At 51.2% G+C, this 14,975-nt stretch carries 9 protein-coding genes; 8 read left to right on the forward strand and 1 reads right to left on the reverse strand.

Translation table 11 applies throughout. The annotated features are described in order from the left end of the window. Positions 1 to 155: 155 nt before the first annotated feature. From ACM6JA_RS21100 to ACM6JA_RS21135, 8 genes are read left to right on the forward strand one after another with little or no spacing between them, the layout of a single operon-like run. Entirely contained in the window at positions 156 to 2,531 is a 2,376-nt protein-coding gene (locus tag ACM6JA_RS21100; RefSeq protein ID WP_414853914.1) for a hypothetical protein, read from the forward strand. Continuing rightward, complete coding sequence (locus tag ACM6JA_RS21105) at positions 2,528 to 3,454, forward strand: ATP-binding cassette domain-containing protein (protein ID WP_414853915.1); 927 nt, start codon at positions 2,528 to 2,530, stop codon at positions 3,452 to 3,454. The genes ACM6JA_RS21100 and ACM6JA_RS21105 overlap by 4 nt, the downstream gene beginning before the upstream one ends. Continuing rightward, complete coding sequence (locus ACM6JA_RS21110) at positions 3,451 to 4,311, forward strand: ABC transporter permease (RefSeq protein WP_409175772.1); 861 nt, start codon at positions 3,451 to 3,453, stop codon at positions 4,309 to 4,311. The genes ACM6JA_RS21105 and ACM6JA_RS21110 overlap by 4 nt, the downstream gene beginning before the upstream one ends. Positions 4,312 to 4,314: 3 nt before the next feature. Then, positions 4,315 to 6,018 (forward strand): hypothetical protein, encoded by a 1,704-nt coding sequence (locus ACM6JA_RS21115; RefSeq protein WP_414853916.1) that lies wholly within the window; start codon positions 4,315 to 4,317, stop codon positions 6,016 to 6,018. 30 nt (positions 6,019 to 6,048) lie between these two features. Beyond that, entirely contained in the window at positions 6,049 to 7,032 is a 984-nt protein-coding gene (locus tag ACM6JA_RS21120) for an AAA family ATPase (protein ID WP_007718374.1), read from the forward strand. After that, the gene (locus ACM6JA_RS21125) at positions 7,029 to 7,910 is read left to right on the forward strand and encodes a DUF58 domain-containing protein (RefSeq protein ID WP_414853917.1); all 882 of its coding nucleotides are present in this window, start codon (positions 7,029 to 7,031) and stop codon (positions 7,908 to 7,910) included. The genes ACM6JA_RS21120 and ACM6JA_RS21125 overlap by 4 nt, the downstream gene beginning before the upstream one ends. Before the next feature lie 16 nt (positions 7,911 to 7,926). Further along, positions 7,927 to 9,801 carry a vWA domain-containing protein gene (locus tag ACM6JA_RS21130; RefSeq protein ID WP_414853918.1) on the forward strand — a complete coding sequence of 625 codons (1,875 nt, stop codon included), beginning with the start codon at positions 7,927 to 7,929 and terminating at the stop codon, positions 9,799 to 9,801. Continuing rightward, positions 9,791 to 12,616 (forward strand): VWA domain-containing protein, encoded by a 2,826-nt coding sequence (locus ACM6JA_RS21135; protein WP_414853919.1) that lies wholly within the window; start codon positions 9,791 to 9,793, stop codon positions 12,614 to 12,616. The genes ACM6JA_RS21130 and ACM6JA_RS21135 overlap by 11 nt, the downstream gene beginning before the upstream one ends. Before the next feature lie 35 nt (positions 12,617 to 12,651). On the opposite strand, the gene ACM6JA_RS21140 is transcribed toward ACM6JA_RS21135, so the two are convergent. Continuing rightward, positions 12,652 to 14,802, reverse strand: coding sequence for a multicopper oxidase family protein (locus tag ACM6JA_RS21140; protein ID WP_414853920.1), 2,151 nt, complete (start codon positions 14,800 to 14,802; stop codon positions 12,652 to 12,654). Positions 14,803 to 14,975: the final 173 nt, after the last annotated feature.

The following is a 14,975-nucleotide window of genomic DNA, read 5'->3' on the forward strand; positions in this document are numbered from 1 at the left end:
GATTTTCCTCAGCCGTGTAAAATCCACTTGTACTTAGTGACCAATCGACTTCATTTTGAAAAAAAATGTAGCTATTTGTCTGGAAATAACGTCAATAACTGTATGAGATGAAAAGATAGGAAGAAAAAAGAATGGTCCGTGGAGGTTTTGAACGAATGAAAACGGCGCAGTGCAAGCGGTGGCTCCTGGCCTTCTGTGCGTTCCTCCTGTTGGTAGCAGGTGTTCCTGTAGAATTAACGGGGACAGCCTTGGCAGAGGGAAACATTCAGCTAGGAGTAACGGTCGGAATTGAAGGGAAGTACAGGCAAACGGGGATGGTTCCCGTTGTCGTCACGGTGAAAAATGGAGGGGCGGATATCGAAGGGGAGCTGTTTGTCGCCACTGGGGAACAGGGAGACAGTCGCTTTGCAGTTGCCAATTATCAGCCGGTTTCGATTGCAAGCGGAGTGACCAAGCAGGTAACGATTCTCGTTCCTGGACCAGAGCTGCATGGCAGTTCTTTTGTGGCCTTGATGCAAAATAACAAAGTGATCGCGCAAACGCCGATAACAGGCCTTTCATACAGCGAAGATACGCTGATGATCGGTGTTTTGGCAGAAAACCCCGACACAGCTAACTTTCTTGGAGTTCTGCCGAAAGGCTCTATTCATAACCCTGTCCAGCTCTTGACGATGAAGGCAGACAATATGCCAGTGACAGGTACACAGCTCCAGATGATGAATATGCTCGTCATCAACAATTTTGCTTTGGATTCATTGAATGAACAGCAGATCAAAGCGATTCGGGATTGGACGAAATCTGGCGGGATGCTGATTTTAGCTGGAGGAGCACAGTACAAGAAATCCGGAGGCGTTTTGGGTGACTTGTCACCAGTAGAAGTGACAGGAGTGACGAGTGTACAGACACTTTCTGGTTTAAAAGTGGATAAGACCAATCCGATCGCACTGACATCCCCCTTTACTGTAAGCAATGGGACAATAAAGGCAGGGAAAGTTCTGTATAGCGAAGGAAATATTCCGCTGATGGCTGTACATAACGTGGGAGCCGGAAAAGTATTGTACGTCGCCTATGATTTGGCGGCGGAACCAGTAGCCAGCTGGGCAGGAAACAGCCGCTTTTGGGCAGATACATTAGTAAAGGCTTTTGGTTCTTCCATCAACGCTTCAAATAGGAGCATGATCGACAACGTATGGCCGCTTCGGGATGCTGCTGATCGCGTCCCATCCTTGAAAATTCCGGAGGTTGGCTGGTTCGCAGTATTTTTCGGAATTTATGCCCTGGTTGTCGGGCCAGTCCTTTTCTATATTTTGCGGAGAGGCCGCAAGCAAAGTTACATGTGGGTGATCGTCCCTGCCCTTTCGGTGTTGGCGGGAATCGGAATCTTCTCGATTGGTGCCATCCAGCGGGGTGTGGGTGTAAAGCTGCACCAGGTAGGTTATGTTGAGCTGCAAAACAACGGACAGGCGAATGCGGTGAGCGTTACCGCATTATTTGTACCGAGTAATGACGACTATCGTTTGACTTTAAAGGGAGAGGGCATGACCCAGCCTGTCATTGAAAGAAATTATACCGATCAAGTTCCGAAAACGTGGATTTCCATACAGCCAGATCAGACCCATATTGATTTCCGTGATGTAGAATTCTGGTCGATGCGCAAGGTTACGACGGAGCAAACCTTATCAGACGTAGGAAAAATAGAATCGAATCTGTCGTATGAGAACGGGGCACTAAAAGGAACTGTGACGAACCATACGAAGTACTCGCTGCGAGATGTGACGATCTCGACAGGTATAACGGTACAAGAGTTTCCGCAGTTGGCGGCTGGTAGCAGTATCGAAGTGAACTTGCCGTTTGCCTCTCAACATCAAGCAAGGCGGAATCAACATCGGATGAATATGGGGAATGCGCTGCCGCAGCACATGCAATCGAATGGCTATGACACAGAAACGCGTGAACAACTCATCGTGGAAATGCTGGACATGCTGGACAGACGTAGCGGTCCGTCTGAAGTGGTAAAACTCGTGGGCTGGACCGATGAGCAAGTTGTTGAGGCTGTCGTACCAAACGAAAATACGGATAACAGCAGCATTGCTATGGTCACTTCGACGCTGCAAGTGAATCCATCCAAGGACGGACACATTTATTATCCGACGGGATCGTTTGATGTGACGATGTCGGGCAGCTCTGTTCCGGTAGATGATTTCGGAGATGGCTTTAGACTTCCTGCCGGGGATATTACGTTTGATATCAATCTGAATCAGGAAGGACAGGAGCTTACCATCAGCAATTTGTATCTGTATACCTGGTCAGAGGACAATACGACATTTGGAAAAGAGGTTTACAACTGGAAGACAAAAGCTTTCGAACCATTTGAAAAAGCATTCATGAACAACGTCATGTCAAGCGACAAGACCACCACTTATGTTTCGGGCGACGGCATTGTCCGCATCAAATTTGCCCACCAGTTTGAGGACGAACGCCACATTGGGGTTCCAAGTGTCAGTGTGGAAGGGAAGGTGAGCAAGAAGTGATCCAGATCCAAAATTTACGCAAGCGCTACGGCAAAATGGAAGCGTTAAAAGGACTTTCGCTCGAAATTGACAAGGGTACCGTTTTTGGTTTCGTCGGTCCGAACGGAGCAGGAAAATCGACGACAATGTCCATTTTGGCGACTTTATTGGAGCCGACCAGTGGGAAAGCATACGTAGGCGGCTACGAAGTGACCAAGCATCCAAAGGAAGTGCGCAAGCTGATCGGCTTCATGCCAGACTTTTTTGGTGTCTACGACAATTTGACAGCAGAAGAGTATCTGGATTTTTATGGCGCGAACTACGATATTCCAGCAGCTGAACGAAAACAAATCATTCCGCAGTTATTAGAGCTGGTGAATCTCACGCACAAGCGGGATGCCTACGTTGACTCGTTGTCGCGGGGGATGAAGCAGCGCCTCGGACTGGCTCGCTCGCTGGTTCACAATCCGGAAGTGCTCATTTTGGACGAACCGGCTTCTGGCTTGGACCCGCGTGCGCGCATCGAGCTGCGGGAGATTCTGAAGGAACTGCGGGATATGGGCAAGACGATTATCATTAGCTCGCACATATTGCCTGAGCTGGCGGAGATGTGCGACGTCATCGGGATTGTGGAGGAAGGCAATCTGGTTGCCTTTGGACGAGTCGATGAGATTTACTCGAAAATGCAAGAACAGCGGGTATTGCGCATTCGCCTCTTAGATCGGGTTGAGGAAGCAATGACGCGCCTGCGTGAGATGCCCGTCATTACCAGGGTGACACGTGAAGGGAACTGGGTCGTTGCAGGCTTTTCAGGCAATGACGAAGAACAGGTTGAGCTGCTACGGGAGCTTGCGGTGTCAGGCTATCCTGTTGCCGCGTTTAATGAGGCAGTTGGTGATTTGGAAGAAATCTTCCTGGAAATTACGAAAGGGGTGGGCTCATGAGCGACTTGAGACGATTTCGCAATCCTGTCTTGTTCAATGAATGGAAAATGCGGATGCGGACCAATCGGTCACCGTGGATCATCCTGCTCTATTTGCTCGTTTTGGGCGCAATGACGCTCACGCTGATTTTCTTTATGACAAACGGCGGCAGCTACTACAATCCGAATGATACACGCGAGCTGTTCATGATGCTGTCTGTGTTTCAGCTCGGGATGATCTGCTTCGTCGTGCCGGGACTAACCTCAGGTGTGATTTCTGGTGAGCGCGAACGCCAGACGTTGAGTGTACTGTTGACCACGAATGTCAGCGCCACACGATTGATTTTAGGTAAATGGCTGGCGTCGCTCAGCTTCATGACCTTCCTGGTCATTGCGACCATCCCGCTCTATGCCATCGTCTTTTTGTACGGAGGAATTTCACCTGCACAAGTGATCAAGGTGTTTGGCTTTTACGTTATTACGATGTTTGGTATCGGCAGTATTGGTGTGCTCATGTCCACGCTGATCAAACGGACAGGTATCGCGACGGTCGTCACTTATGCCGTGGTGTTCGGATATGCGATTGGATCGAGCATACTGGCGGAAATAATCAAAGAGTTCATTCGGTACCAGCGCCGGTCGGGTGGCATGTCCTCCGCGACGATGCCAGACTGGCCAGATCTCCTGCATAATCTCAACCCATTGTTTGCGATGTTAAACATTTTTGAAGAAGGGCCACAGATCAGGATTGGGAATGTAGACCCGTACGCGGTTTACTGCCTGTTTTTCGGGATCATTACCCTGCTCTGCCTTTTACTCTCCATTTATCTCATTCAGCCAGTGAAACCGAGATTTCGCAAAGTAAAAGAGGAGCAATAAGCCATGTTTACCGCTAAATCGAACGACGAGCTGAAGTCACTGCTTGCGCCCATTCGAAAGCAACTGGGCTTGCGTGTATGGATACAGCAGCTAACGGTCTATGGTTTGTGGGGAATGGTGGCGAGTCTGGTGCTCCTCCTCCTTGCCCGCATCTGGCCGATTCCGTTTTACCAATGGATCGCGATCGTGATGCCAGTACTTGTTGTCATTACAGGTCTGGTGCGTGCGCTTTGGTTGCGCCCTACCTGGCTCCAATGTGCACAAGTGGCAGATGGCAATGGTTTGGCCCAGCGAGTCGTCACAGCATGGGAGAATCAAGAGAATCAGTCGATGGTAGCGGGTATGCAGAGGGAAGACGCCCTGCAGCATCTGCGTAAAAATTTGCCGCAAATCGTTGAGCGCGTCCGCATCTGGTCGCTGGTCCAAAAAAAGGTGTATGTCACAAGCAGCTTTCTATTGGTGTGCCTGGTGCTGTTTCTTTGGCCGAATCCGCAAGACTTGCGACTGGCCCAGATGGCTGAGGAAAAGAAAGCAATCGAGCAGGTCGAGGAAGAAGTAGAGGCAATCAAGCAGGACGTGAAAAAGAATACAGGCTTAACTGACGCGCAGAAAAAGCAGCTGGAGGAAATGCTGGAGCAGGCAAAAAAGGCTTTGGCGAAAGCAGACGACCCGGCAGAACGTCAAAATGCACTGCGCGCTGCGGAAAAACAATTGGAGAAGGTCAGAGATGCAGAGCAGCGCAAAGAAAAAGCGCTGCAAGCACTCCAGCGCAGCTTGGGTAATCAAGAAGGGACAAAAGCCGTGGCTGGCGCGATGGAAGCGAAAGATCGACAAGCGATGACTGAGGCCTTGGCACAAATGGCAAAAGCCATGGAAAGCATGCCGCAAAAAGAGCGGGAAGAGATCGCCCGCGAACTCGCAAGTGCAGCAGAGCAATTGAAAAAAGAGGCAGAGTCTGCCGGCTCGAAGGAGCTGGAGGATATCGCTAAACAACTGGCGGAGGCAGCCCAGCAAACAGCCCAAGGACAAGTGCCTCAAGCGATGACTGCGCTCGAGAACAGCTTGATGCAAGCCATGACGGGCATCCAACAATCTCAGCAAGCCATGCTCGCAGCTATACATGCCGCTGCTTCGCTCAATCAGTCGCAAATGACGCTTGCCAGTGCAGGCGCACAAGCTGGAAATGCTGGAGTGAGTGGAGCTGAGGCAGGTACGGCAGCAACAGGCCAGGCGACTCCAGCATCGGGGTCACCCGGGAATCAGCCAACTGCGGCAACACCGGGAACAGGTACCAACCCAAATCAAGGGGCGAACCCGGCAAACCAGCCTGGGAATGGAAATAATGGCTCGGGGCAAGGGAATGGCAACGGCAATGGCAATGGCAATGGCAATGGCAACGGTAATGGCTCTGGCGGTCAAGGTGGCGGGGCCGGGTTAGGAAAAGGCAAACACGAGCTCGTTACCGTCCCGGCAGATCGCATAGGTGGAGACAACGGACCTGTTGATACAGTCGGAGGCCAACTCGGGTCTGGACCTTCGCAGTCGCAGCAAAGCGGAAACACACAAGTTTCCTCAGGTGGCACGCTACCGTACGAGGAAGTGTACGGCCAGTATGAGCAATTTGCCCGCGAGAGTATGGAAAAAGGCAGTATTCCCGGCGATTATCAAGAGATCGTGAAGGATTATTTCAGCAAAATAGAGCCTTAGATCATTCAACAACAGGAAGGAGACACGGCGATGGCGCAGCAAACGCTAGAAGATTGCTTGCAGCGAGTAGAGCTTGTCAGGCAGGAAATTGGAAAGGTATTGGTAGGACAAAAAGAGGTGGTCGAGCAACTTCTGTGGGCCGTGTTTGCAGGTGGACATGCGCTTTTGGAAGGCGTACCCGGATTGGGCAAAACGCTGCTTGTTCGGACACTGTCCCAAGCCTTCGAGCTGTCGTTTCAGCGGATTCAGTTCACACCGGACCTGATGCCGACAGACATTACTGGAACGAACATCCTGTTGGTCGACGAGAAGGGACAGCAGTCTTTCCAATTCCAACATGGTCCGATCTTCGCTCATGTTGTGCTGGCTGACGAGATCAACCGGGCGACGCCAAAAACGCAAAGCGCCCTGTTGGAGGCCATGCAGGAGCGAACCGTTTCAGCCGGGGGAGTGACTCGTCTGCTGCCAGAGCCGTTCTTCGTTCTCGCGACACAGAACCCGCTAGAGCAGGAAGGGACATACCCGTTGCCAGAAGCGCAAATGGACCGCTTTTTATTGAAGATCGATGTGCCGTATCCGACGGAAGAAGAACTGAAAATGATCGTGCGGCAAACGACCACGAGCCAGGTGATCACCGTGGAAAAAGTGGCTTCGGCCGAGCAAATTGCTGAGATTCAGCAGGCAGCGCGTGAAGTGCTGGTGGCTGATGCGGTACTGGATTACGCGGTGAAGCTGCTTTTAGCGACGCATCCGGGCGAACAGGCGATTGCTTCGGTGAACAAATATGTGCGCAACGGCGCAGGTCCGCGTGGCGTGCAGGCGATTGTCTCCTTGGCAAAGGTACGTGCGTTATTGGCTGGCCGATACAATCTGGCGTACGAGGACGTGACAGCAGTTGCTCTGCCAGCGTTGCGCCACCGCATTTTCCTCAATTTTGAAGGAGAGGCAAACGGCATCCGACCAGACCGCGTCATTATGGACATTTTGGACGAACTGGGGACGCAGAAGGTATGAATCAACACCTGCTTGATCCGTCATGGCTCGCCAGACTGGAGCGAATGCAGATGGCTAGTCGCAAAGCGGTCAGCGGCAGCCAGGCAGGAAAGCGAAGGTCGAGACAGCTGGGCAGCTCCATGGAGTTCGCAGACTTTCGGGCGTATGTTCCCGGCGATGATTTGCGGCAGCTCGATTGGAACGCGTATGCCCGTTCAGGCAAGCTGTTTTTGAAAAAGTACTTGGATGAAACAGAGCTTCATGTGAATTTGTATATCGATTGCAGTCGTTCGATGAGCTACGGGCAACCGAACAAAATGGCCCGAGCTGTCGAGATTGCCGCGGCCCTTGGCTATTTGTCCCTGTGCCATCTCGATCATGTGTCGGTCTATGCATTTGACAGCCGCATTACGGCAGCGCTTACCGGGCTGCAAGGAAAGAACCAGGCGCATCGCTTGCTCAGCTTCTTATCTTCCCTGCAAGAAGGGGGAGCAGGTGATATTCAAACGGCAATGCGCCAGCCCGGGGCTGTCAGCGGCAAAGCTAGTACCTCCATCGTGCTGTCGGACTTTTTGTTCGAATCAGGCTATACGGAAGGCATCGCGTATTTGCAGGCGGCCAGACAAGAGGTCACGCTGGTTCAGGTGCTTTCCAAAGAAGAGCTTACGCCCGAGTATGTGGGGGAGCTGCGGTTGATCGATTCAGAGACCGGGCAAGCAAAAGAAGTATCCCTGACCAGCCCTTTGATGGAAGAGTACCACAAGAGCTTGCGAGATTATCAACAAGAACTGTCCGTGTTTGCTTATGGAAGAGGGATCGCCTACGTGTCTGTAGAGGCGGAACAATCGCTGGAATCGATTGTCTTCCATGTCTTTCGTCAGGCCGGCTTGATTCGCTAGAGAGGAGAGAGACAACATGCAGTGGATGGGTTTGGGCAACTTGTGGTTTGCGCTAATTATCCCGGCCATCATCGTCCTCTACCTGCTCAAGCGAAAAGTAGAGGATCGTGTCATACCAAGTACACTCCTGTGGCAGCGCACGATGCAAAACTGGGAAGCAGTGAAACCGTGGGAAAGGCTACGGCGCAACCTGTTGTTGCTGCTGCAATTGCTCGCTGCCTGCTTGCTCGTGCTGGCTTTGATACGACCGGCCGTGCCCACTGAGGGAATCACATCCGACCATACGATTTTGGTCGTGGATACATCAGGGAGCATGATGGCGAAGGAAGGGAACGAGACGCGGCTGGAACGAGCCGTTTCACAGGCAAAAGCACTCGTAGAGAAGCTGGGAAGCAGCCAGACGATGACCCTCATCGAGGCAGGGCGTGAGCCGAATGTTTTGGTCTCCAAAAGTGCTGACAAAGAGCCGCTCTTGCAAGCCATCGAAAAGCTTGCGCCTTTTTCCGGGACATCCGATCAAATCGCAGCCTTGTCATTAGCGGGAGCTATAGCAGAGAATGAGCCAGGCAGTGGAGTGGTTTGGATGGGGGACGGAAGCGGGGAACGCAAGTTGGATGGAGGCTCAGTCCCTGCTTTTTCCGGGAGCTTTCAGTTCATGCAGATGGGGAGCACCCGTGAGAATACTGCAATCGGTGTTTTTGTGACTCAGCCTACGGAAAAAGGGGTAGAGGGACTGCTGCGGGTGGACAATCACGGCAGTATACCTGCGAAAGGAAAAGTCACTGTTTTTGATGAGCAAGACAAGCTGCTGGATACAGATTCTTTTGCGATTGGAGCAGGTAGCTCCCAGACATTTTCGTTTCAGAAGCTGGCGGTGTCTAGCGTCTATCGTGCAGTCATCGAACCGGAGCAGGACTTCCTTTCTCAGGATAATGTCATGTGGAGTGTTCCATTCGCTACAGGGAAAGGAAAAGCTGCGTTGTATTCGCCAGAGGGAAACCGTTTCCTCCATCAAGTATTCCAGACAGTCGGAAGTCTTGAGGTGGAAACGATTCAGCAGGCACCGGATGCTGCGGCGGCTGCGCGTGATCTGTGGGTTTTTGACGGAGTCGTGCCAGACCAGCTGCCAAAAGGAAATATTTTGTTGATTGCTCCGAACAAGAAAACAGAGTGGTTGCCGCTTGCTGGAGAAAAAGAACTGGATCAACAGCCAAGGCCAGTTTCCCCGGATGAACCGCTGCTCAAGCACGTAGATTGGCGGGATGTGCACGTCGCCAAAGGATACGTATTGGATGAGATGCCTGGTATGAAGCCATTGGTACGCGCAGGCGATGTCGATCTGGTCAGAGCCGGGATCATAGACGGTCGACGAATGGTCATCATCGGATTTGATTTGCATGCATCGGACTTCCCGCTGCGTCCTGCTTTTCCGATTTTCATGCAAAATGTCGTCAACTGGCTGTCACCTGGTCAAACAGCCCCAATCCCCACAGCACATCCGGGAGAGGTCTTGACTATCCCACTCTCACCAGGAGCGACGACACGTACCTTGACGTATCCGAATGGACACCAGCAGTCCCTTACGGAGAATGCCACGTCGAAAACGATGCAGCTACCGGAGCTGACCGGATTGTATCGTCTTGACGAAGGGGTAGATACAGGGACCAAAAGTACGTATTTTACTGTCCAAATGAATGAGGAAGAATCGAATATTACACCAAAGTCTGTGAGTGTTGCCCGGAAGAATGCCGAAGAACAAAAGGAGAGTGAGGAAGCAACAGCGACTGACACAACAGGAGCACTGGGAACGAAGGAGTTGACCTATTGGTTGGCGGCGTTTGCTCTCTTGGTGTTATTGGTGGAATGGAGGGTGTATCAGCGTGGGTATTAACTTTATACAGCCGCTATTCCTGTTGCTATTGCTTCCCGTTGCGTACGTCATCATCAGCTGGTGGCGACATCAACAGCAAATGCCAATCGGCAGAAAAGCGACAATTGCAACCATTCGCTCGCTCTTGTTCCTCCTTCTAGTTTTGGCGTTGGCAGGGACACAGCTGTTGACACCTGTTCAGGCGAAAACGATTGTGTTTGTTGTAGATCGATCCGCTTCCATGAAGGACGATCCGCGTGTTCTCTCTTTTTTGCGCGAGGCGATCGGGCAAAAGCAAGAAGCGGATAAGTATGCTGTCATTGCAGTAGGTGCAGAGGCAGCGGTCGATCAACCGTTGACGATACGCCAAGAGGTACAGCCCTTGGGCGTGGATGTCAACCGGAATGCAACCAATTTGGCAGAAGGAATCCGATTGGCGTCTGCCATGATCCCTACCAATGCCAGAGGAAAAGTCGTCTTGCTGACAGATGGTCTGGAAACAAACGGAGATGCGGCACGGCAGACGAGACTGGCGAGGGAGCGAGGAATCGCTGTAGAGGCTGTTTCCTTGCAGCAGCCACACGGGGATGAGGTCGTTCTTACATCTGTACAGGTACCGCAAAGACTGTATGCGGGAGAGGAATACGGCATTACCGTTGATGTGGAGAGTACGATAGCGACCGAGGCAACCCTACGCCTGTATGAAGGCAATCGCGAGGCGGGCCAGCAAACAGTACAGATCGGCAAGGGCAACAACCGATTCGTTTTTTCGCAAAAAGCGATGCAGCAAGGTTTCCATCGCTATCGTGTGGAAATCGAGCCGCGACAAGATACCGTAGCGGCGAACAATCAGGCTACAGCCTATACACAGGTAGCCGGGGCACCAGTCGTACTCGTAGCCGAAGGGCATCCAGGTGCCGCTAGTAACCTCATTCAAGCGCTGGAAGCGGGCAATATCAAGGTGGAGCTGCGCGATCTCGCACTGCTGCCCAAGGAGCTTGAGGGCTACAAGCAATTTGCCTCCATCGTACTGGCAGATGTGCCCGCTACCAGCATGACTGATGCGGATATGGAACGCATGCGGACCGCTGTACGTGATTTGGGTATTGGTTTGATCATGACAGGCGGTAAAGATAGCTTTGGCATGGGTGGCTGGTTCCAGACACCAATCGAAGAGGCATTACCTGTTCACATGGATTTAAAAGGGAAGGAACAGCTCCCTTCGCTCGGACTTCAGCTGGTCATCGACAAGTCGGGTAGTATGAGCTCCGATGCCAGAGGTGCGGATAAGATGGCATTGGCTAGGGAAGCCGCGATTCGAGCGACAACCATGATGAATGCACAGGACCACATCGGAGTGATCGCATTTGACGATGCGCCATGGGATGTCGTAGCTCCACAGTCTGTCACGAAGCTGGATGAAATCCAACAGCAGATCAGCAGAATCCAAGCGGATGGCGGGACCGATATTTTCCCTGCCTTACAACTGGGCTACGAACGTGTAAAGGCGATGAACACGCAGCGTAAGCACGTTATTTTGCTCACAGATGGGCAGTCTGCGCTCGACGACGATTACGAGGGCCTGCTACAACAAATGACGGCTGAAAATATTACCGTTTCAACAGTGGCGCTGGGTGATGATTCGGATAGATCGCTGCTGGAGATGATTGCCGAGTTAGGAAAAGGCAGATATTACTTTGCAAACGATGCCGAATCCATCCCGAAAATCTTCAGTAAAGAAACAGCATTAGCCAGTCGCACGTTTATTGTGGAGAAGCCCCAAGTACCAGGCTATACAGGGGTGGGAGCTTGGCCTACGCTGAAGCAGAATTTGCCTCCGGTGCGTGCGTATATAGCAACGACACCGAAGCAAACAGCAGAATCATCCTTGATGAGTGCTGACGATGATCCGATTCTCACCCGTTGGCAGTACGGTCTGGGGCGTTCTGTCGCCTGGACGAGTGATCTGGAAGGGAAGTGGTCACCGGACTGGGTGGCTTGGGGAGGAAACAGCCGTCTGTGGAACGAAATCGTGGCATGGTCTTTCCCACAAATTACAGAAGGCGCTTGGAAGACGACCACGAGCGTGAACGGCGCAAAAGGCAATGTGAGGGTTACGATGCCAGCTGGTGGAAGCATGCCTCAAGAGATGGAGGCAGTCGTTCTCAATCAAGAGATGAAGCGAGAAGTTATCAAGCTTAAGCCGGTTGCGCCAGGCATCATGGAGGGTGAATTCGAAACAGCCGATCCGGGTACTTACATGATTCAGATCTCACAAAAAAATCAAGGCCGAGTCATGGCGAGCCAAACGACAGGATTGACCGTTTCCTATTCACCGGAATACGGAATACATGCCGATGGAGAGAAAGAACTTCAAGAGTGGCTAAGTGCCGGTGGAGGGAATCAGATCAGCAAACCGGAAGAGGCTTTTGGCGGCAGGCTTCCTGAGAAATGGGACACACAGTCAATCAGTGAGTGGTTGCTGATGTTGGCGGCTTTGCTGCTGCCGATCGATATCGCCGTTCGCCGTCTGCAGTTGCCGGATCAATGGTGGGCAAGGCTATCTAGTTTATGGAGATTGCTCAAGTCCACGTCTGCTGATTCTGAACAACAGGCAGTATTGTCTCGCCTCGGCGAGAAGCGCTCTGCGACAAGACGGACACGCGAAGAGCGGACAGATGACCAGAAAGTCGTATCTGCTCCCCTTATTCATTCCGTAGGGACTGCTGAAAATCGGGTGAAGCCAGCAACAGTCAAGAACGAGCAAACGCAGGCGCAGCCAGACGAAACACTAAACAGACTATTGGCGGCCAAGAACCGGAAAAAGTCTCAGTAACAAATAAAAAGAAAACAGCAGCCTGGCGAAAATCGCTACGGACTGCTGTTTTCTTTTTGGAGATGTTCTTCATACACGAGCGGGATTGCTAGACCAAAAGCAGTTTGACTTTTAGTTAGGCTCTCTTCCATTGATGCACCAGGATTATTCGCGCGGAATGCAACTTCATAGGTTTCACCTGGCGCTACCTGGAGAGTGTCCGTCCACCATGGACTTCCTGTAACCTTTTTGCCGTCCCGACTCAAGATGAGCATGTGGTGACCGTGCAGATACATCGATTGATCCTGGAAGCTGCGGTTGACGAAGGTCAGCTTTATGAGATCACCCTCTTCAATCATCATCCGTGTCTCAGGAAGTAAGTCGCCATTTACGGTCGACAAACGTTCGAATTGACCGTCATAAAATCCGTACTGACTATCAATGAGCAGTTGATATTCCCGATCAAAATGGGAAGAGAGATCAAAAGGAAGCGCAATCGGACTGCCGTAACGTGCAGGGTCAAAGACAGAAAGCTCTGCATCTAAAAAGGGCACAGCATCTTCGGACCCGTCTGGACTTAAGAGCAGCCCTTTGTCATGCTGGTTTGCAGCGGGAGCAAATAGCACGGGACGATTAGGCATCGTAAATTGAATGTCGTATCGACCGCCTGCCCCCGGCTGCAAGGCTTGATTGGCAATCAAATTCGGTTCGTTTACCTCGGTTCCGTCAATCGCTACTACCTGAAAAGGAGTTCCTTGTAGCAAATAAGTGACAGGAGCCTTTTCGGCGTTTATAAAGCGAAGGCGAACCGTTGTGCCAGGAGCAATCGTTTCGATTTTTCGCGTATGTGAGCCGTTTAACGTCGCGCCTGTCTTTTCGTCCTCGTGATGAATCATGGCGATGTCGCGTATAGGTACGCCTGTAGTCGTAGCCTCGGCTGGCTCGATCACAAAGGCGCCGAACAGCCCGTTCACTACTTGCTCAGGAATTTGCTGATGAGAATGATACCAATACGTTCCTGTTTGTTCTGCGCGAAAACGATAAACAGATTTTTCTCCTTTTTCAATGCGATCATAACTAGCGGGAGTCTGCATGCCATGCCAGTGGATGTCTATCCCTTCGGAAATATCCTTGTTCAGAAGGATGATTTCGACGAGTTCACCTTGCTTCATACGCAGCTCAGGTCCGGGATATTGTCCATTCAGGGTCCATGCTTCTACGGTTTTGCCTGATGCTTGACGGATAGTTGTTTTCTGTGCGTTCAGCGAAAACGTTCGATCAGGTGTTTCTTGTTTTAGTTCTGTTGGTCCATCGACACTTCTAAGTTTCCCTGCGGAAGGCATCGAATGGGCACTTGCTTTTACAGGGAAAACAAAATCGGGGAGAGCGTGATCGTCCTGATTCTGACCTCCCAAAGGTGAATGATCGGGCAGTCGACTCGCTATCATCGCTTGATTTCCCCAGATCGTCGCAAGTAAAGCAGTCATAAGGAGAAACGCGGCAAAACGGATAAAGCGGTGCAGGCGGCGTGGTTTCACCCAATTTTCCGCAGTGGAGTGGTATTGATGCTTCCACGATTGCCGAATCCAGAGCAGGGAGACCGCGGCTAATAATACGCCCCAAGCGAGAAACAAAATGGACGGTTCCAGCGTAACAGCTGGAAAAAAGACTTGAAGGAAGAGTGCAATCAGACAGCCCAAGAAGCTTGCTTGCAGTGGAACGAGCAATTCGGGGCAAGATGCGTCTCCTCGCCACTCTGGATCTAATGCGTCGTCTAGATCCGGCGAGTTTGCTTTTGCAGACCTAACATTTTTCTCTTGTAACAAAATGCGGGTATCATCCGTATCTACTTGTGACTGCCTTGACTCTCTGCCGCCTTTCCCGGTCAACTCCCACAATCGTGGAAAAGTAGAGAGAAGGCAAAAGAGTGATGGAACAAAAATAAAAGGTAAAAAGCCAAGCAACGTATCCTTTATGTAAAGCCAACCAAAGGATTCAAACAAAACCCACGTCATCACCAAATGCCCCGCAAATACAAAAAGGGCCGACCAAGAAAAACTTAAAGTGATGCGAGCACTGCTTATGAAAGCCCGTTTCGTTGGACGGTAAACGAGCTGGTTTGCCATGAGTGTCGGGACCAGCATGACGATGAGAAGGACCAGAAACAATCCTTGATGAATCCCGGCAAGCACTTCAAAATCAGCCATGATCAGTTCCTCCTGTTTACTAGTTCGATACTAATGATATAGAGAAACGGCTGAGTACCAAACGTACCGAGGCAGTATTTTCACTCCGCCTTAAGTCGGAGAAGTGCACTTGATCTACATACAGGATATACGTTACAATTTTGGTATTATTTTTTGGTTTATCAGAATATTGG

Source organism: Brevibacillus sp. IT-7CA2 (genome assembly GCF_949767855.1).
In the GTDB taxonomy this organism is placed as follows: Bacteria; Bacillota; Bacilli; order Brevibacillales; family Brevibacillaceae; genus Brevibacillus.